Here is a 19,285-nt window from a genome sequence, read left to right on the forward strand (position 1 = left end):
GCAAAAGTAATTATTTTTAGGCTGAAGCCGAAGGATTAACTTTAGTTTTGAAAGCACGATGAATTGCCATAAAGTATTTCTATTTTTGCGCTCTAATAGTTTAGCTTTATAAAAAATGGAAGACTTTGTCATAAGAAAGATTGAGAAAAAAGACAATCCAGCTGTTGCGGCTTTAATACGTGCGGTATTTGATGAGATGGAAATTCCAAAAGTAGGTACTGCTTATGAAGATCCTTATCTAGATCTAATGTTTGAAGAATATAGCAAAGCTCGAGCGGCTTATTTTGTTCTCGAATTGGAAGGCAAAATTGTAGGTTGCGCAGGAATAGCGCAGTTAGAGAATGAAGCGGAAACGTTATGTGAGCTGCAAAAAATGTACTTTTCACCATCAACTCGTGGATTGGGTTTAGGAGCAAAAATGATGGATAAGTGTTTACAAACAGCAAAGGAGTTTGCTTATTTAAACTGCTATCTAGAAACAATGCCTTTTATGCATGGCGCTCAAAAACTTTACAAAAGATCAGGATTTGAATATATCGACCAACCTATGGGGAGCACAGGACACACTTCATGTCCAATCTGGATGTTGAAAAAATTATAATAACAAGAAAGCCTTTCACTAGTTAAGAAATTTGAATAGTATGACAATTAAGCAATATCGAGATAATTTTATTCAAGAGCTTACGCCAATTCATGGTGCAGACGAAGCTGAAAGTTTTTTTTACTTAATATTAGAAGATAAAAATAATTTACGACGAATTGATTTGGCGCTTCAGCCAGAGCTAGCTTTTTCCAAAGTTGAAATCGAAGACTATAATAGTTTGCTAGAACAATTAAAATTAGAAGTTCCAGTGCAACATCTTCTGGGAAGTGCACATTTTTACGGAATGGAGTTCGTGGTCAATGAAAATGTATTGATTCCGAGATCTGAAACAGAAGAATTGGTCGAATGGATTGTAGCGGATTGTAAAAATAATACTAGTACACAACTTATAAAAATTCTTGATATAGGGACAGGTAGTGGTTGCATTGCAATTTCCTTAGCAAAGAATATAAAGAACGCTCAAGTATTTGCCATCGATGTATCCGAAAAGGCTTTGGCTACAGCCAAAATAAATGCTGAGAAGAATAATGTAAATGTGACTTTCCTACTGGCAGATATTTTAAAAACTACTGATTTAAATGAGGAATTTGATATCATCGTTTCAAATCCACCATACATTCGAAACTTAGAAAAAGAGGAAATTAAAAAGAATGTTTTAGCATACGAACCCCATCTGGCGCTTTTCGTTGCTGATGATAATGCTTTGGTTTTTTATCGAAAAATAGCCGCGTTGGCTCAAAAACATTTGGCTGAATCAGGATATTTATATTACGAAATCAATCAGTATTTAGGAAAAGAAACGGTTGCTTTACTTGAGAATTTTGACTTTAAAAACACGCAGCTTCGCAAGGATATCTATGCAAATGACCGAATGACAAAGAGCCAAAAGTCAAATTAATTATTCGTAGCGAAGCGACTCTACAGGATCTAGCTTTGAGGCTTTTAACGCAGGGTACAAACCCGAAATAATAGCAACTATGAAACTGGTGATGAATGCTGCAATAATAGCCATCCAAGGAATGACGAAAACAAAATCCATGGCAGTTGCAATCCCGAACCCAATTAGTACACCAAAAATAATCCCCACAATTCCGCCTAACTGACCAATAATTAGAGTTTCAATAAAAAATTGATAGGCAATTGTTGTGCGTTTGGCTCCCAAGGCTTTTCTAACTCCTATTTCCCTTGTTCTATCAGTCACAGAAACAAACATGATATTCATTAAAGCGATTGAAGATCCTAAGATGGTGATGATCCCAATAAACCAAGAAGCTACACCTAGATATTGTGTAATACTTAATATTCGATTGATTAAATCATCAGAGCGAACGACTCCAAAATTATTGTCTTTTATTGGACTTAATTTTCTAACGCGACGCATGGTGCTATTTGCATTATCAATTGCTTGATCTAGAAATTCTTTTTTGGCTACCATAACACTCATCGTGTAATTTATATTTGGAGCTGTAAACAAAGATCGGGCAACTTGAATGGGAATTAAGACACGTAAATCTTGACTGTTGCCAAAAGTGGAACCCTTTTCCTCTAACATTCCTATTACTTTAAATCGGGCACCACGTATAGAGATTATTTTATCAATAGGATTGATATCTTTAAAAAGTCCTTTACTAAAATCAGATCCTACAATGCAAGAATAGGTGTTATTGCTAATATCAAAGTTGGTAAAATTACGGCCTAAGTCAGTTTCGAGTCCAGAATTAGTCAAGAAAAATTCGTCAACACCTAAGACAGAAATTTCTGGATCGGTTTTATTTGCCTCATATTTTACCTCTGCAGAACTTGTTGCTGTAAAAGAGATCGAAGTATCTGTAAAGGGGTATTTGTATTTGTTTTTAAAAGCAACTGCTTCAGGATAGGAGATAATTGGATTAATCACTTCACGCTCGTCTCCACCACGTCGTCGCGTAACATTCTCATACTGCTTGATGTTAAAAGTATTGGCACCCATAGAGGCAAAGTCAGAAGAGATTGTGTTCTCTAACGCTGATACAACAGTTAGAATCCCTACAAGGGCAGTAATACCTATAGCAATAATAATTACGGTAAGAATGGTTCTTAGCATTTGAGTTCGTATTGAACCCACCGCAATTCGTACGTTTTCCTTAAATAAATTTAGCATCATACTTGTTTGACACGAAAATACAATTTTTGTTACAAGATTGTTTTAGAAGAAGTATTATTTATTTTGAAAATAAGAAATTTACTGTTTTAAAATCGCATATTTGTTTGATTGCTAGAAATTTAATTTACAAATATTAAAAATGAAAAATACTTTTTTTGCGCTATGTTGCGTTCTTTTTATTAGTAGTGTAGGAAGCTCACAGATTTTAAAAGTTAGTAAATTAATTGTTGATGTGGAGACAAAACTACCTTTAGAAAATGTTAGTATTTCTAATGAAGTTGATAACTCTTCAACAAACCATGAAGGTTTTTTTATTTTTAATTCTAGTAAAGATGAAATTAATTTCAATTTATTAGGTTACAACTCTATAAAAAGCACTTTTGATGCTGTAGCAAAAAAGGATACTATTTTTATGGAATCTAAAGCTTTTGTGTTAGATGAAGTGCTTGTTTCGAATGTTGAACCTTTTATGAAAAAAGTATATGATAAAATGAGCGACAATTTTATCAAGGAGTACACAGCTAATTTCTTTTTAAGAAGCGTTTTAAAAAGTGAGGATAGCATTACTATTCTGCAAGATATTCAAGGTAAGAGAGGTAAAAATGATAGCTCAAAAAATCCTTATGATATTGAAGTCCTAAACATGAGAAAGACAAGCATGTTCGAAAAAAAGAACACGATCGATTTTACGTTACCAGACTTTAATCAGTTTTTTAGTCCACCAATCCCTGTTAGAGACAAAACAAATTTTAAGGAGGTAATTTATAATGATGCTGATTTTCGGAAAATAGTATTTGAAGGAAAAGAAAAAAATGCTTGGGGGCAAACGGTCAAAGGTTATTTTATCATCAACAAAAATGACTATGCGATCGTGGAGCATTTTATATCGGTTTATGACCATCCTGATTTAATACCTTATGTGAAATTTACATTATCGAGTATGCGTTATAAAACTACTAGTTATGAGCGATTTGCAATTTACGGTAAAGATGAAATTTTAAATAAATATTATTTAAAAAGTTCAAAACTCAATACGCAGCTAGAAGTTTTGAGAAATAAAAAAGAAACAAAACCAGTTTATGTTGATTTTGCCATGGACTATTTTATAATCAATGCAATAACTCATGAAAAAGTCGAATCTAATTTTCCTATTGATAGAGATATATTCAAGGCTAAGTTTCCTTATTCGGCTAACTTTTGGGATAATCAAAATCAACTACCACTAACGACGGGCTTAAGAGCATTTTTGAATAAAGTTTCGTTAAATGAAGATAAAAAGAAGGAATTTGAGATTATAGGCAATTTCTAAATTTTTTTATTTTAAAAATAGGATATTTGCAACCGAATTTAGAAGCGGCAGCTTTTCGTATGTGCTAAGCTACTTTTCTATCGTTGTAAATTTTAAAAATAAAATAATGGCATCAAAACCAAGTATACCTAAAGGAACGAGAGATTTTTCACCCACAGAGGTGGCAAAGCGTCAATATATCATGCAGATCATCAGAAGTAATTTTGAGAAATTTGGTTTCCAACCTATAGAAACACCATCATTTGAAAATTCAGATACGTTGATGGGGAAATATGGTGAAGAAGGGGATCGTCTGATTTTTAAGATATTAAATTCAGGTGATTATTTGGCTAAAGCCAATGCAACACATTTAGAAAGCAAAGATAGTACTAAATTGACTGCAAGCATTTCAGAGAAAGCATTGCGTTATGACTTAACGGTGCCCTTTGCTCGTTATGTGGTACAGCATCAAAATGATATTGAATTTCCGTTTAAGAGATACCAAATTCAACCAGTATGGAGAGCAGATCGTCCGCAGAAAGGAAGATTTAGAGAATTTTTTCAATGTGATGCCGATGTTGTAGGATCAACTTCATTATGGCAAGAAGTAGAATTAGTTCAGTTATACGACAGTGTATTTACTACTCTAGGATTAAACGGGGTCACAATCAAAATCAACAATAGAAAAATATTATCTGGAATTGCTGAGGTAATTGGAGCGTCGGATAAATTAATCGACTTTACAGTTGCATTAGATAAGCTAGATAAAATAGGAGAAGACGGTGTAAAGAAGGAAATGATCGAAAAAGGAATAACTGCAGATGCTATTGAAAAAGTGCAACCTTTGTTTCAATTTACAGGAACAATATCTGAAAAGATTGAGCAGTTATCTCAATTGCTGGCTTCTTCTAAGGAAGGAATGAAAGGTGTTGCTGAACTGCGCTTTATTTGTGATAATGTGGCAAAATTAAATTTGGCTACTGCAATCTTAGACCTGGATGTTACTTTAGCAAGAGGACTAAATTATTATACCGGAGCAATCTTTGAGGTGGCTGCGCCAAAAACTGTGGCAATGGGTTCTATAGGTGGTGGAGGGAGATACGACGACCTTACAGGTATTTTTGGGTTAAAAAATATGAGTGGTGTTGGAATCTCTTTTGGACTTGATAGAATTTATCTTGTTGTAGAAGAGTTGAATCTTTTTCCAGAGACCGTAACGGTTTCAACAAAAGCGTTATTTATCAATTACGGACATAAAGAAGCATTGTATGCTATGCAAGCAATTAAAGATTTGCGTGCAGCTGGAGTTAAAGTTGAGTTGTATCCTGATAGTGCCAAAATGGCGAAACAATTCCAACATGCAGACAGAAGAAATATTCCTTTTGCTGTGATTGCAGGCGAGAAAGAAATGGAAGCAAATAATTATGCTTTAAAAAATCTTAGTACTGGTGAACAAGTGCAAGTTAATTTTGAGGAATTAAAAGCGGCACTTTTATAGTAGAGCAGAAAAAAATAAGTATAAAAAAAGCTTTGTTGTAACAACAAAGCTTTTTTTAGTATAGGGTAAGCACGAATTAATAATATAATGAATCGAAAAATACCTTTTATGTCAGACGAGGCTGGCTCGGCTTATCTTCGTATCAGAAACAAACATATCAAAAAATAGTGGTAATTGTCTTAAAAATATATTAAATTTTAAAATAAGAGCCATTATTTCATCAAAATGATGACTTAAGACCTTTTTTTAGTTTATAATGAAAAGTGACAATATGACATTTTTTAAGTTTTGGCAGTACTTTTGCCATCCAAAGAAAAGTGCAAAAATGAAGTTTAAGAATATATTTAAAAATACTAGTAATATGGCAGCTGAAAATACAGAAATCGATCAAAAAATAGATGATGCAACGATTGAGAACAACGCTAACGAAGAGCAAGTTGTGACCGAAGAATTATCTGTTGAGGAGCAATTAACGAGAGACTTAACACAAGAAAAAGATAAGTTTTTGAGATTGTTTGCTGAGTTTGAAAATTACAAAAGACGTACTACAAAAGAGCGTATCGAATTGTTTAAAACGGCAAATCAAGAAGTTTTATTAGCGATGTTGCCAGTACTTGATGATTTTGACAGAGCGATGACTGAAATCTCTAAGTCAGAAGATGAGGTTATGACAAAAGGTGTTGAATTAATTCACGAGAAATTAAAAAGCACTTTAGTAACAAAAGGACTAGAAGTTGTAGATGTAAAAGCAGGAGATGCATTTGATGCTGATTTTGCTGAAGCAATTACACAAATTCCAGCTCCTTCTGATAAGATGAAAGGAAAGATCGTTGACGTTCTTGAAAAAGGATACAAATTAGGAGACAAAATTATCCGTTTTCCTAAAGTAGTAATCGGTCAATAGAGAAAGCACTTGAAGATAACATCATTGTCTTTAATAGTATATCTAAAAAAGGAAGGCTAGCGCAAGGTTAGTATTCGAAAAAATAAAAATTAAAATGAAACAAGATTTTTACGAGATATTAGGTATTTCTAAGGGTGCAGATGCTGCAGCCATTAAGAAAGCCTACAGAAAAAAAGCATTAGAGTATCATCCTGACAAAAACCCTGGAGACAAAGAGGCAGAGGAAAAGTTTAAGGTTGCAGCTGAAGCATACGAAGTTTTAAGTGATCCAGGTAAAAAAGCAAAGTACGATCAATATGGTCACCAAGCTTTTGATGGTTCAGGAGGATTTGGTGGCGGTGGTCAAGGCGGCATGAACATGGATGATATCTTCAGCCAATTTGGAGACATCTTTGGAAGTGCTTTTGGCGGCGGTGGCGGCTTTGGTGGCGGTGGCGGAGGTCAACGTAGAACTAAAGGTAGCAACCTTCGTATCAAAGTAAAATTGACATTAGAAGAAATTGCTAACGGTGTAGAAAAGAAGGTTAAAGTAAAACGTAAAATTCAAGCGCCAGGTGTTTCTTATAAAACTTGCGGTACTTGTCATGGTCAAGGACAGGTAATGCGTGTTACAAATACTATCTTAGGTAGAATGCAATCAGCATCGACTTGCCCTACTTGTGGTGGTTCTGGTCAAATTTTAGATAAAAAACCTTCTGAGGCAGATGCTCAAGGAATGATTCTAGAAGATGAAACAGTATCAATCAAAATTCCTGCAGGAGTTGTAGATGGTATGCAATTAAAAGTTTCTAATAAAGGAAATGATGCGCCAGGAAATAGTGTTCCAGGTGATTTAATTGTTGCTATTGAAGAGCTAGAGCATGAGTTTTTAAAACGTGAAGCAGAAAACTTGCACTACGATTTATATATTGGCTTTGCTGAGGCTGTTTTAGGAGTATCTAAGGATATCGAAGCAATCAACGGTAAAGTAAGAATCAAACTTGAAGAAGGAATTCAGTCAGGTAAGATCTTAAGATTAAAAGGAAAGGGAATTCCAAGTATTAATGGATACGGAAGTGGTGATTTGCTTGTACATGTAAATGTGTGGACTCCTAAAACTTTAAATAAAGAACAAAAACAATTTTTTGAGAAAAACTTAGAAGATGATAATTTCATTCCTCACCCAGAGAAATCAGACAAATCATTCTTTGAAAAAGTAAAAGACATGTTTTCTTAAATAAATGAACTAATAATAAGATTATTGTTAAAGCGGTTTTCTAATTATATTATATTTCCCATCCTTGTGTAAATAAGGGTGGGTTTTTTTATGCTGCAATGCTAAAGATTTCGATACTAATTATTTACTTTTACACAGTCACAGTCTTATATAGTCATGCTGTGAAAATAAATTCAAAATTTACATGAGTAACTTACTTGAAGTTAATAAAGTAATTAAGCAGTACGGTGATTACGTGGCGCTTAACGAAGTCTCTTTGACTGTGCCCAAAGGCAGTATATATGGTTTACTAGGTCCTAATGGTGCCGGAAAAACATCGCTTATTCGAATAATAAACCAAATCACTTTGCCTGATAGCGGCGAAATCATTCTCGATGGAGAAAAATTGCAACCCAAACACGTGCAGTATATAGGCTACCTTCCGGAGGAGCGCGGACTCTACACGAGTATGAAAGTGGGGGAGCAGTGCTTGTACTTAGCACAAATGAAAGGATTGAGTAAATCAGAAGCTACAAAGCAGTTGAACTACTGGTTTGATCGTTTGGGAATTCAAGGTTGGTGGAATAAAAAAATCCAAGAACTATCTAAAGGAATGGCTCAAAAAATTCAATTTGTGGTTTGCGTTCTGCACAAACCTAAATTACTAATTTTTGACGAACCTTTTTCTGGCTTTGACCCTGTAAATGCAAATATCATTAAGGACGAAATCCTAGCGCTTAGAGATGAAGGAGCTACAATTATATTTTCTACCCATCGTATGGAAAGCGTCGAGGAACTTTGTGATCATATTGCTTTGATTCACAAATCTAATAAACTCATCGAAGGAAAATTAGATACAGTGAAAAGAGAATACAAGACCAATAGTTTTGAAGTGGGAATTTTATCTTCTAATGTCGAGCAGCTAATGTACGCGCTTACTCAAAAATTTACGGTGAGCCCAGCTAATTTTAAGTCTTTAAATAACGAACTCAAATTAGCAGTTCAAATAGGTAATGCGACACCAAACGAGCTATTGAATATTTTAACGCAGCAAGGGCAAGTAACTCACTTTGTAGAGAAAATCCCAACAGTTAATGATATTTTTATACAGGCAGTTAGCCAATAGTTTTGATCTTAATTATTTAAAAACACATTAGTAAATGAGTATTATATCATTAATTATAAAAAGAGAATTTGTTGCTAAAGTCCGCAATAAATCCTTCATAGTAATGACTTTTTTGAGTCCGTTATTGTTTGTCGCTATCATTGCTTTTATAGCTTATTTAAGTTCTATGAAAGCAGATACAAAGGAGATTGCAATTCATGACGAGTCAGGATTGTTTGTAAAAGAATTTACTACAAAAAACAAGGACGACGACGCCTATAAATACATTGACCTTTCGACCACCGCTGTGAATGCTTTAAAAGATAGTATTACAAAGGAGCGTTACGAGGGGCTTTTAATTATTCCGCAATCTAGTGAAATAAGTGATTTAGAGACTAAAATTCAGTTTGTATCAAACAGCAGTCCTAGCATTGTATTTATCGAGCAAATTCAAAAAACAGTTGCAAATAAGATTACTAAAATTAACTTATACAAAGCTAATTTAGATACCCTAGCCATTCAAAATGCGCAATCAAAAGTAAATATTAGTCTTGCAAAAGCCTCTGGAGAACAAAGCGTTAAAGGTGTAAACGAAATAAAAATTGCAATTGGTGGCGGATTTGGTTACTTGATTATGATGTTCATCATTATTTATGGAAACATGGTGATGCGAAGTGTAATCGAAGAGAAAACAAACCGTATTATCGAAATCATTATTTCATCAGTGAAACCTTTTCAGTTAATGATTGGTAAAATTATAGGAACTTCTCTAGCGGGTATTTTACAATTTTTTATCTGGGCTGTAATTGGTTTGTCTATTATGTTTGCTGCTTCAATGTTCTTTGGCGTAAATGTGGGTTCAGCTACAAAAATGCCACCGGAATTAATGAGCGAAGCTCAAATGCAAATCACTAATACGGCACAATTATACATCACTGAGTTATGGAACTTACCTATAGCGACTATTCTAATAGGATTTGTAGTGTATTTTATAGGAGGTTACTTTTTATACAGTTCGTTCTACGCAGCCATTGGTGCAGCAGTCGACAATCAAACAGATTCGCAACAATTTTTAATTCCTATCATCATGCCACTTATGTTAAGCGTGTATGTGGGCTTTTTTAGTGTAATTAACGATCCACACGGAACAATAGCAGTAGTTTTCTCAATGATTCCGCTTACTTCTCCTATTGTAATGTTAATGCGTATTCCATTTGGCGTACCTTTGTGGCAAATCGCGATATCAGTGACTTTGTTATTTGCAACATTTTTTGCGGTAGTATGGTTTGCGGCAAAAATTTACCGCGTAGGTATTTTAATGTACGGTAAAAAACCAAGTTGGAAAGAGCTTTATCGTTGGTTGAAATACACTGGATAAATAGCAAAACCGTACTTTAGATAAAAAGAAAATGCAACTTGAACATCCAAAGAGTGGGAGCGAATGGCTTGATTTTTGTCAGTTGATATAGTACCTGCTGTACGCTGTATCTCTACGTCCCTGAAAATCGGGACTTCGAGGATGCCGCTTCCATCAGGGCTAGTTAGGAGAAAATGGGATTTTTTTGCATTCATTCTCCTTTCGATGATAAAATAAATAGCTCATAATCATAACCAATTAATTTAGAGAAACATGCCAAAAATACTAATCATAGAAGACGAAGCAGCAATCCGAAGAGTGCTAGGTAAAATCCTATCTGAAGAAAATGACACTTATGAAGTTGAAGATGCTGAAGATGGTATAGTAGGTTTCGAAAAAATAAAAAATAACGATTATGATTTGGTTCTATGCGACATCAAAATGCCTAAAATGGATGGTGTCGAACTCTTAGAAGCAGTAAAAAAGATAAAACCTGAAATTCCTATGGTAATGATCTCTGGTCATGGCGATATGGAAACAGCAATAAATACCATGCGAATGGGGGCTTTTGATTATATCTCAAAACCGCCAGATTTAAACCGTTTATTAAATACGGTTAGAAACGCCTTAGATAAAAAACAATTAGTCGTAGAGAATAAAATACTTAAGAAAAAGGTAAGTAAAAACTACGAAATGATAGGTGAAAGTGACGCAATTAATCTCATCAAAGTGATGATTGATAAAGTTGCTGAAACGGAAGCAAGAGTTTTAATCACTGGACCCAACGGAACGGGAAAAGAGCTTGTAGCGCATCAATTGCATGAAAAGAGTGAGCGCGCTAATTTTCCGTTAATCGAAGTAAATTGTGCTGCGATACCAAGTGAGTTGATAGAAAGTGAATTATTTGGTCATGTAAAAGGGGCTTTTACATCGGCAGTGAAAGACCGTGCAGGGAAGTTTGAAGCTGCAGATAAAGGAACTATCTTCTTAGATGAAATTGGAGATATGAGTTTATCGGCTCAAGCCAAAGTATTACGTGCCTTGCAAGAAAATATGATCACTAGGGTTGGAGCAGACAAAGACATCAAAGTAGATGTACGAGTTGTAGCGGCTACAAATAAAGATTTAAAAGTAGAAATTGCAGAAGGCCGTTTCCGTGAAGATTTATATCATAGATTAGCAGTGATTTTAATCAAAGTGCCTTCATTAAATGAGAGACGCGATGATATCCCGTTATTGATTACGCATTTCACAAACAAGATTGCATCTGAGCAGGGGACTTCAGTGAAGAAGTTTACAAAAGATGCCGTTAAATTATTGCAAGAATACGACTGGACAGGAAATATTAGAGAATTGCGCAACGTTGTCGAGCGTTTAATTATCCTTGGCGGAAGCGAAATATCAGAGAGTGATGTGAAATTATTTGCATCAAAATAAAATAAACATAATGAGTTAAAATCTTGAAAATAGGGAGTAGTGCACTCAAAGGCTTCAAGTTTGTATCTTTGAATCAAATAGAAATGAAATTAAAAAAATTAAACGAAGGTTTAAAGGAATCGTTAATCAACAACGGTCTAACTGAAGCAAATGTTTTACAGCAAGACACTTTTTCGACAATAAAAAGTGGTGCTGATTGTTTGATATTAGCGCCAGTAGGTAGCGGAAAAACAACTACAATTGTAATAAACGTTATTCAGCAATTAGTGAAAGAAGGGGAGCAATCTCCTAGAGCTTTAATCGTTGTTCAAGATAAAGATAAAGTTCTTGAAATGATCGCTATGTTTGAAAAGTATGGTAAGCATACTGACTTAACAGTGTTTGGTGTTCATGAAAAAGGAGATATGGAATACGATAAAAACTTCATCTCTGGAGGAATTGATGTGCTAGTAGGTACACCAGGAAAGTTAAGCGAAATGTTTACGACGGCAGGCTACAATGTTAATCGATTAAAAATGTTTATTGTTGATGATGCAGACCCGATTTTAAAATTGCGTCATGAAACAAGAATTATGCGTATTTCAAACAGTATTGTAAAAACACAACGTATTATTTTTGCGACTGATTTAACTGAGCGTGTAGAATCACTTGCAGATAAAATGCTTGATGAGCCATTCGAATTTGATTATGACGACGAGGATTTTGAAGAAGATGAGGACGAAGAAGATGAGGACAAAGCAGCTGAATCAGGAGATGTTGAAGAGGTTAAAGAGGATTAAGTACTAGGTTTAGATTTTAAAATATATATAACGATAAATAAGAACGCCATGGGATTAATGAAAGTATTTTCTGGAAGTGAAATTTTGGCTTTAGCCTTAAAAGAAAAAATTGAAGCAATTAATATAGATGTCTTAATGAAAGACAATATTCAATCAGCACGTTTGGCTGGTTTTGGAAGTTCAGGTTCAGCGGTAGAATTGTTTGTTCAAGAGACAGATTATGGTAAAGTGCACCCAATCATAGAAGAATTTAGACTAAGTATCTAATGAATATAAAGCATTAAAAAATTAAAAACCCTGACATCACACATGATGAATCAGGGTTTTTCTACATATATAAAATAAGCATAAAATGAAGTACAAAATGCTAGTTCTAGACATGGATGATACGTTGCTTAATGACGATCACACTATATCTAACGAGAACAAGGAAATGCTTTTTAAAGCAAAAGAAATAGGTGTTCACATCATCTTAGCATCTGGAAGACCTACGCCCGCAATGACCCGCTATGCACAGGAATTGGAATTAGATAATTCGTTTATCATTTCATATAATGGAGCTGTAATAACTGATTTAAAGACTAACGAAATCATCTTTGAACAGATGTTGACGAAGGATCAAATTCACGAACTTTATGAGTACAGCGTAAAAAGCAAAACGGCTATTATAACTTATATTGATGGGGCTGTGGTAAGCGAGACTGACTCTGAATATATTGATATCGAGTTAAATATTACTGGACTTCCTCACAATAAAGTTGTGAGTTTTGAAGAGGCGGTGCAAGCTCCTGCGGTAAAATGTATTTTATTAGAAGAGCCTTCGTACTTAAAAACTGTCGAAAAAGATTTAAAAGAAGCAATGCCACATTTAAGTGTCAGCATGTCTAAACCCTTCTTTCTTGAAGTAGCACAACACGGAATTGACAAAGCAGCAAGTATAAAAATATTAGCAGAAAAACTAGGTGTATTACAAAGTGAGATTATCGCAGTAGGTAATGCAGGAAATGATCTTACCATGATTGAATATGCTGGTTTGGGTGTATGGGTAGGTAATGTAACGCCCGAATTGAGAGATAGAGGAGATATTATTGTGGCTTCAAATAACGATCATGGAGTTGCTGAGGTAATTCAGCGATTCATATTGAATCAAGAAGTGATCTAAAAAAAACGCTCTTTATTTAGTCAAGATAGCTTGAAAATAAGGAGCGTTTTTATTTAATTTTTAACTACGTTTTTTAATTGCAGTAGGTTGAGCGGATTCATACCCAAACCCGAAATATTTTTACGAGTAAAACGAGCTACTTTATCATAAAATAAAGGAATCACGGGTGCTTCATTAATGATAATTGCATCCATTTTTTGATATAATAAGTATCTCTTTTCGTTGTTAGTTTCCTTAAAAGCTAATTCATACAAGCGATCAAATTCATCATTTTTAAAGTGGGTGTAATTGGGTCCGCCAGGAGAGAAATTTTTACTGTAAAATAATGAAAGGTAATTTTCTGCATCTGGATAATCTGCGATCCAACTTGCTCTAAAGAACGCTACTTTTCCTGTCGCTATCGATTGTCTTAAAGTAGAAGGCGGACTGATATCAACTTGCACATCTAAGCCTATTTTTTGCCATTCGCGTTGTAAAAATTCCCCAATATCTACATAGGATGCATTTGTACTCAATTGAATTACGGGCTTTTTATCCCCAGTTGCTTTTTTATATTCAGCTATTAAGTCTTTTGCTTTTTGAACATTGTATGAATATCCAGTAGCATTACTAAAACTTGGTAGGCCCATGGGAATCATTCCGTTTACAGCAGCAGTTCCCATGTTATTACGTAAATATGTAATCATTTTTTGGCGGTCAAAACCGTAGTTCATAGCTTGTCGAATGCGCTTGTCTAAAACAGCTTTATTTGATCCGTCCATTCTAAAACCTAAATACTCTGTATTTAAATAAGGTCCAGTAATTAAATTTACATCCTCTTTATATTTAGGTTGCAAATCGCCAACTTGTGTCAGTATTTCATCTTTATATGATGGGTCTAGTCCTGACGTGAAATCAAGTTTGCCTTGTATGAATTGTAAAAAACCACTTTGTTTGTCTGGTAAAAAAGTGATGGCTACCGCTTCCAGGTGAGGCAATCGATTTCCTTCGCTGTCTTTTTCAAAATATAGCGGGTTTTTTCTGAGCACTAGTTTTACATTTTCTTCCCATAATTTAAATTGGAAAGGGCCTGTACCTACAGGGTGTGACCTAAAATCAGTGCCATAGTGTTCGACAACTTCTTTAGGGACCACTGAGGCATATTTCATAGTCATTAAACCTAAAAATGCAGGAAATGGTTTTGCTAATTTAATTTCGAATGTACTGTCAGTCGTTGCTTTAAAATTGGCCACATTTTGTAATACCCAGCCTCCTGGAGACGCTACTTTTTCATCCTTAAGTCTCTGTAAGCTGTATTCAAAATCGGAAGCATTTACCGCACGTGTACTGTCTGTTCCCAACAGGGAGTGTTTTTGAAAATAGACATCTTTTCGAAGAGTAAAAGTATAGGTCATCGCATCTTGACTGATAGTCCAAGATTTTGCTATATCGGGTTTTATATGTAAACTGTCGTCAAGTTGTACTAAGCCGTTGTAGAGATGATTACAGGCCCAAATATTAGATTGTACTTTTGAAAAAGCAGGGTCAAGGGACGTAATATTCGAACTTTCATTGTATCTAAAAACCAGCTTATCATCTATTTGCTCGCGGTCTTTTCCACAAGAAACAAATGTTAATACAATACAAATTACTGATAGATAGCTGCTTATTGATTTCATTATAAAGAATATTGTACGTAAATTTGCAAACTCTTTTTACAAAGATGTAAATATAATAAGTTACTACTTAAAACGTAGTTTATCCCTATGGAAAACAGAAAAAAAGTTGCCTTTTATACGCTTGGATGCAAACTGAATTTTTCAGAGACATCTACTATTGCCCGAAATTTTCAAGACGAAGGTTTTGACCGTGTTGACTTTGAAGAAGTTGCTGATATGTATGTTATTAATACCTGTTCAGTAACTGAAAATGCTGATAAGCAGTTCAAGCAAGTGGTTAAAAAAGCAATGAAATTAAATAACCAAGCTTTTGTCGCAGCAGTAGGTTGCTATGCACAATTAAAGCCTGAAGAATTAGCAGCAGTTGATGGTGTGGATTTGGTTCTTGGAGCTACTGAGAAATTCAAAATTACAGATTATATCAATGATCTAAGTAAAAACGACATGGGTGAAGTGCATTCATGCGAGATTGCAGATGCCGATTTCTATGTTGGTTCGTATTCTATAGGTGATCGCACCCGTGCTTTCTTGAAAGTGCAAGATGGTTGCGATTATAAATGTACGTATTGTACGATTCCATTAGCCAGAGGAATTTCTAGAAGTGACGAATTAGAAAATGTTTTGAAAAATGCTTACGAAATCTCAAAGCAAGATATCAAAGAAATTGTACTTACGGGTGTCAATATAGGTGATTATGGTAAGGGGGAATTTGGAAACAAAAAGCACGAGCATACTTTTCTTGAATTAGTACAAGCGTTAGATAAAGTAGAGGGAATTGAACGATTAAGAATTTCGTCAATAGAACCTAATTTACTTAAGAATGAGACTATAGAATTTGTTTCGAAAAGTAGAACTTTTGTTCCGCATTTTCACATCCCATTGCAATCTGGGAGTAATGACATTTTAAAATTAATGAAACGCCGCTACCAACGTGAAGTGTACACGGAACGTGTCAATAAAATTAAAGAAGTAATGCCACACGCTTGTATAGGTGTCGATGTTATTGTAGGTTTTCCTGGTGAAACAGACGAGCATTTTCTAGAGACTTACCACTTCTTAAATGATATGGATATTTCTTATTTACATGTATTCACATACTCTGAAAGAGACAATACCGAAGCCGCAAATATGGGTGGAGTTGTGCCAGCAAATGTACGTGCTAAACGTAGTAAGATGATGCGTAGTTTATCTGTAAAAAAGCGTCGTGCTTTTTATGAAAGTCAGTTAGGTACAAACAGAACAGTTTTATTCGAAAGCGAAAATAAAGAGGGATACATTCATGGCTTTACAGAGAATTATGTAAAAGTAAAAACTCCTTGGAATCCAGAATTAGTAAATACTTTACATCCTATTAATTTGACTAAAATTGATGAAGATGGAAGTGTGAGATTAGAATTTATAGCCACCTTAGTTTAAGCTTTCAGCTATAAACAAAATTTAAATAACTAAGGTCTCACAGGTTGTGAGGCTTTTTTTAATGTCCTATTTCATTTATCCAATGATTTAAATCCTCACCATTTAATCTATTAGCAGGTGAGGGTGGATAATGTGGTATGATATTGGCTATTATTAATTAAATAAAGAAAAACAATTATGAAAAATTTATTATCGACTTGTATTGCTGTCTTATTTTTATCAATGGCTTATAGCTCAACGGCAGTTGCTCAAGAAAGTCCGAAAAAAGAGAGCCAATTATTAAAGAGCGATAAAGCAGAAGTAGAGCCTACCAAAGCGGAAGCCGCTACTATTAAGAAAGAACTCAAAGCAGAAAAACGCAAGAAAGCTAAGGAAGCGCGTGCTGCAAAAGCACTTATAAAAGCAGAGAAGAATGCAGCTAAATTAGCAGCCAAATCAGAGAAAGCAGCTGAATCAGCTCAGAAAGCAAAGGCATCTGCTGAGAAAGCACAAGCGTCTGCTGAGAAAGCGCAAAGAAAAGCTGAAAAGGAAGTAGCAAAAGCAGAAAAAGCGGCTCGTGCTGCAGCAAAAGCAAAAAAAGAAATTCAAATTGAAGAAGTTGAAGAGACAGTATTAGAAGAAAAATAATATTTCAGTTCTAATATCCCTATGTAGTTTTCAATCAGTTACTATTTATTGCGATTAGCAATAAAATATTTAAACCATTAAAAGATCAAGATAATTAAGCTTTAAGCTTAACGGACTTCGTCTCTTAATGGTTTTTATTTTGGTTGTCTTTGCAGACCTAAGAAAATGCAGTATTATGGATTTGTAGACCAAATTCCAGATTCTTTAATAAACACGCGACGGTTTAGTTTTAACTGCGCAATAACTAGCTCGGCAACATCTTCAGCCTGCATTACATTGTCAGGATTTCCATCAGTTAATTTTAAATCCTTTGCCATCTCAGTAGCAACAGTACTTGGTGTTAAAGCAGTCACACGTATGTTGTGTTTTCTAACTTCTTGCATCAATGATTCAGTTAAACCTAATACAGCAAATTTAGAAGCACTATAAGCACTTGTCAACGCGTTTCCTCTCTGTCCTGCTGTAGACGAAATGTTGATGATATCACCAGTTTGTCTTTCGATCATATTAGGCAATACAGCACGAGTTGCATAATAAGTTCCCATTAAGTTCACCTTGATGATGCGTTCCCACTCTGTTGGTTCTAATTCCAAGAATTTTCCAAAAGCAGCTATACCAGCATTATTAATTAAAATGTCGATAGAGCCAAATTCTTCTAATGCTTTTGCAACAGCTTGGTCAATTGAAGTAATGTCAGATACGTCTGCAGTAATTGCTAGTGCTTTCACGCGCAATGATCTAATCTTAGTAGCTAGTTTTTCAATATCATCAGCTGTTCTTGACACTAGAACAACGTTGACACCTTCTTTAGCTAACGCTAATGCAATGGCTTTTCCAATACCTTTTCCGGCTCCTGTTATTAATGCGTTTTTATTTTTTAAGTCGTTCATGTTGTTTTTAATTTGAATTGTTCATAGCAAAGTTAATGTTTTAGAATTTTTTATGTGTCATACAAAAGTGAAATTAATAATAAATAATACGACAGTTATTGCCAGTATAATTGTTTAAAATTGACTTTAGTTTTAGAAAATGATTAATTGGTATTTTGATTCAATTTATATTTATCAAATATAGAAGTGCCTAATTAAAACCTTTAAATAAAATAACTTTTAAGGATAATCGTGTAAGCTCTAGTATCAAAAAATGAATGACTTTTACAGTATAGAAAAACACCCATTATGAAAAAGTCAATTCTTATTTTAAATATTTTATTAGTCGCTTTAGTTACCTCATGTAAAGAGGCTAAAGAAACCGACAAAGTCATCGTGCCTGATGAAACAACAACAGAAGAGGTTGCAGCTCCTGAGAGAGTAGAACCAAAAGTAGTATCGTATCGTATGGTGAAAACTAGCGATTGGTTACAAAAAATCCAAAAAGATAGTTTGCAATTGCGCGTAGCATATGCTCTTAACAGAACTGATGCTGCTAATTTAAAAAGTTTAGATTCAATTGTAGTTGCCGATGATGCTGCAGGAGATTTGGCTTACTACTTGCCATTTCCACTAGAAGTAGCAAGTTTAAAAGAGGTTAAAAAAATAATTTTCTTTTCGTATCCAACGCAAACATTTGCAGCATACGCAAACGGACATTTGATGCACACGGGACCAACGAATATGGGTAGAAAAAAAGATCCAACTCCAACAGGTTTGTTTTTTACCAACTGGAAAGCTGAGGAGACTACAAGTACTTTCAATGATGAGTGGGATTTAAAGTGGAACTTTAATATCGAAAATAAATTGGGAGTTGGTTTTCACCAGTACAGCCTACCAGGATATCCAGCCTCTCACTCTTGTTTGAGATTACAAGAACGTGATGCAAAATATTTATACGAATTTGCAGATCAATGGGAATTAGCAGATAAGGAAACTGTAAAAGTAAAAGGAACACCGGTAGTAGTTTTTGGAACTTATGATTTTGATGGTAAAAAACCATGGTTGCAAGTAGTTAAATCACCAAAAGCTTTAGCAATCTCTGAAGAGGAAATTGATAAAGTGGTAAATCCATTTATGGAAAACATCATGAAAGAACAAAAAAATAGAATGTCATTTGTGAGTCAATCAAAATAATTTACATAAAAAAGCTCCTTTGAGAAAAGGAGCTTTTTTATGCTTA

At 34.5% G+C, this 19,285-nt stretch carries 18 protein-coding genes; 15 read left to right on the forward strand and 3 right to left on the reverse strand.

All coding sequences use genetic code 11. The annotated features are described in order from the left end of the window. Nucleotides 1–115 precede the first annotated feature (115 nt). Both H603_RS0110820 and prmC read left to right on the forward strand, forming a co-directional pair. The gene (locus H603_RS0110820; RefSeq protein ID WP_026708619.1) at nt 116–601 is read left to right on the forward strand and encodes a GNAT family N-acetyltransferase; all 486 of its coding nucleotides are present in this window, start codon (nt 116–118) and stop codon (nt 599–601) included. A gap of 40 nt (nt 602–641) precedes the next feature. Next, nucleotides 642–1,502, forward strand: coding sequence for a peptide chain release factor N(5)-glutamine methyltransferase (gene prmC / locus H603_RS0110825; protein WP_026708620.1), 861 nt, complete (start codon nt 642–644; stop codon nt 1,500–1,502). Here prmC and H603_RS0110830 read toward each other — a convergent pair whose 3' ends face one another. Continuing rightward, nucleotides 1,503–2,747: an ABC transporter permease gene (locus H603_RS0110830; RefSeq protein WP_035675889.1), complete on the reverse strand. Its 1,245-nt coding sequence runs from the start codon at nt 2,745–2,747 to the stop codon at nt 1,503–1,505. A 139-nt stretch (nt 2,748–2,886) separates the two neighbouring features. Here H603_RS0110830 and H603_RS0110835 point away from each other — a divergent pair, with 139 nt between their 5' ends. The 10 genes from H603_RS0110835 to H603_RS0110880 all read left to right on the forward strand — a co-directional run bounded on the left by H603_RS0110835 (nt 2,887) and on the right by H603_RS0110880 (nt 13,472). Further along, nucleotides 2,887–4,056 carry a hypothetical protein gene (locus H603_RS0110835; RefSeq protein WP_026708622.1) on the forward strand — a complete coding sequence of 390 codons (1,170 nt, stop codon included), beginning with the start codon at nt 2,887–2,889 and terminating at the stop codon, nt 4,054–4,056. Nucleotides 4,057–4,162: 106 nt separating this feature from the next. Next, nucleotides 4,163–5,533 (forward strand): histidine--tRNA ligase, encoded by a 1,371-nt coding sequence (gene hisS, locus H603_RS0110840; RefSeq protein ID WP_026708623.1) that lies wholly within the window; start codon nt 4,163–4,165, stop codon nt 5,531–5,533. A gap of 325 nt (nt 5,534–5,858) precedes the next feature. After that, complete coding sequence (locus H603_RS0110845) at nt 5,859–6,437, forward strand: nucleotide exchange factor GrpE (protein ID WP_026708624.1); 579 nt, start codon at nt 5,859–5,861, stop codon at nt 6,435–6,437. Between the two features lie 94 nt (nt 6,438–6,531). Next, a complete protein-coding gene (gene dnaJ / locus H603_RS0110850) occupies nt 6,532–7,653 on the forward strand; it encodes a molecular chaperone DnaJ (protein WP_026708625.1) in 1,122 nt (373 codons plus the stop codon). 184 nt (nt 7,654–7,837) lie between these two features. Continuing rightward, nucleotides 7,838–8,758, forward strand: coding sequence for an ABC transporter ATP-binding protein (locus tag H603_RS0110855; protein WP_026708626.1), 921 nt, complete (start codon nt 7,838–7,840; stop codon nt 8,756–8,758). Nucleotides 8,759–8,792: 34 nt separating this feature from the next. Further along, entirely contained in the window at nt 8,793–10,115 is a 1,323-nt protein-coding gene (locus H603_RS0110860) for an ABC transporter permease (RefSeq protein ID WP_026708627.1), read from the forward strand. Nucleotides 10,116–10,367: 252 nt separating this feature from the next. Continuing rightward, nucleotides 10,368–11,531, forward strand: coding sequence for a sigma-54-dependent transcriptional regulator (locus tag H603_RS0110865; RefSeq protein WP_026708628.1), 1,164 nt, complete (start codon nt 10,368–10,370; stop codon nt 11,529–11,531). A gap of 83 nt (nt 11,532–11,614) precedes the next feature. Beyond that, a complete protein-coding gene (locus H603_RS0110870; protein WP_026708629.1) occupies nt 11,615–12,310 on the forward strand; it encodes a DEAD/DEAH box helicase in 696 nt (231 codons plus the stop codon). 48 nt (nt 12,311–12,358) lie between these two features. Then, nucleotides 12,359–12,577: a DUF2007 domain-containing protein gene (locus H603_RS0110875; protein ID WP_026708630.1), complete on the forward strand. Its 219-nt coding sequence runs from the start codon at nt 12,359–12,361 to the stop codon at nt 12,575–12,577. A gap of 85 nt (nt 12,578–12,662) precedes the next feature. Further along, a complete protein-coding gene (locus H603_RS0110880; protein ID WP_026708631.1) occupies nt 12,663–13,472 on the forward strand; it encodes a Cof-type HAD-IIB family hydrolase in 810 nt (269 codons plus the stop codon). A gap of 53 nt (nt 13,473–13,525) precedes the next feature. On the opposite strand, the gene H603_RS0110885 is transcribed toward H603_RS0110880, so the two are convergent. Continuing rightward, complete coding sequence (locus H603_RS0110885; protein ID WP_026708632.1) at nt 13,526–15,130, reverse strand: ABC transporter substrate-binding protein; 1,605 nt, start codon at nt 15,128–15,130, stop codon at nt 13,526–13,528. 87 nt (nt 15,131–15,217) lie between these two features. Here H603_RS0110885 and mtaB point away from each other — a divergent pair, with 87 nt between their 5' ends. Together mtaB and H603_RS0110895 are read left to right on the forward strand one after the other, a co-directional pair. Beyond that, nucleotides 15,218–16,546: a tRNA (N(6)-L-threonylcarbamoyladenosine(37)-C(2))-methylthiotransferase MtaB gene (gene mtaB, locus H603_RS0110890; RefSeq protein WP_026708633.1), complete on the forward strand. Its 1,329-nt coding sequence runs from the start codon at nt 15,218–15,220 to the stop codon at nt 16,544–16,546. Between the two features lie 177 nt (nt 16,547–16,723). Beyond that, the gene (locus H603_RS0110895) at nt 16,724–17,173 is read left to right on the forward strand and encodes a hypothetical protein (RefSeq protein ID WP_157510427.1); all 450 of its coding nucleotides are present in this window, start codon (nt 16,724–16,726) and stop codon (nt 17,171–17,173) included. 173 nt (nt 17,174–17,346) lie between these two features. Here the strand turns inward: H603_RS0110895 and H603_RS0110900 are convergent, their stop codons facing one another. Beyond that, on the reverse strand, nt 17,347–18,063 hold the full coding sequence (locus H603_RS0110900) for a 3-ketoacyl-ACP reductase (RefSeq protein ID WP_026708635.1): 717 nt from the start codon (nt 18,061–18,063) through the stop codon (nt 17,347–17,349). 288 nt (nt 18,064–18,351) lie between these two features. Here H603_RS0110900 and H603_RS0110905 point away from each other — a divergent pair, with 288 nt between their 5' ends. Beyond that, nucleotides 18,352–19,239, forward strand: coding sequence for a L,D-transpeptidase (locus H603_RS0110905; RefSeq protein WP_026708636.1), 888 nt, complete (start codon nt 18,352–18,354; stop codon nt 19,237–19,239). Nucleotides 19,240–19,285 lie beyond the last annotated feature (46 nt).

This window comes from Flavobacterium frigidarium DSM 17623, assembly GCF_000425505.1.
GTDB lineage: Bacteria > Bacteroidota > Bacteroidia > Flavobacteriales > Flavobacteriaceae > Flavobacterium > Flavobacterium frigidarium.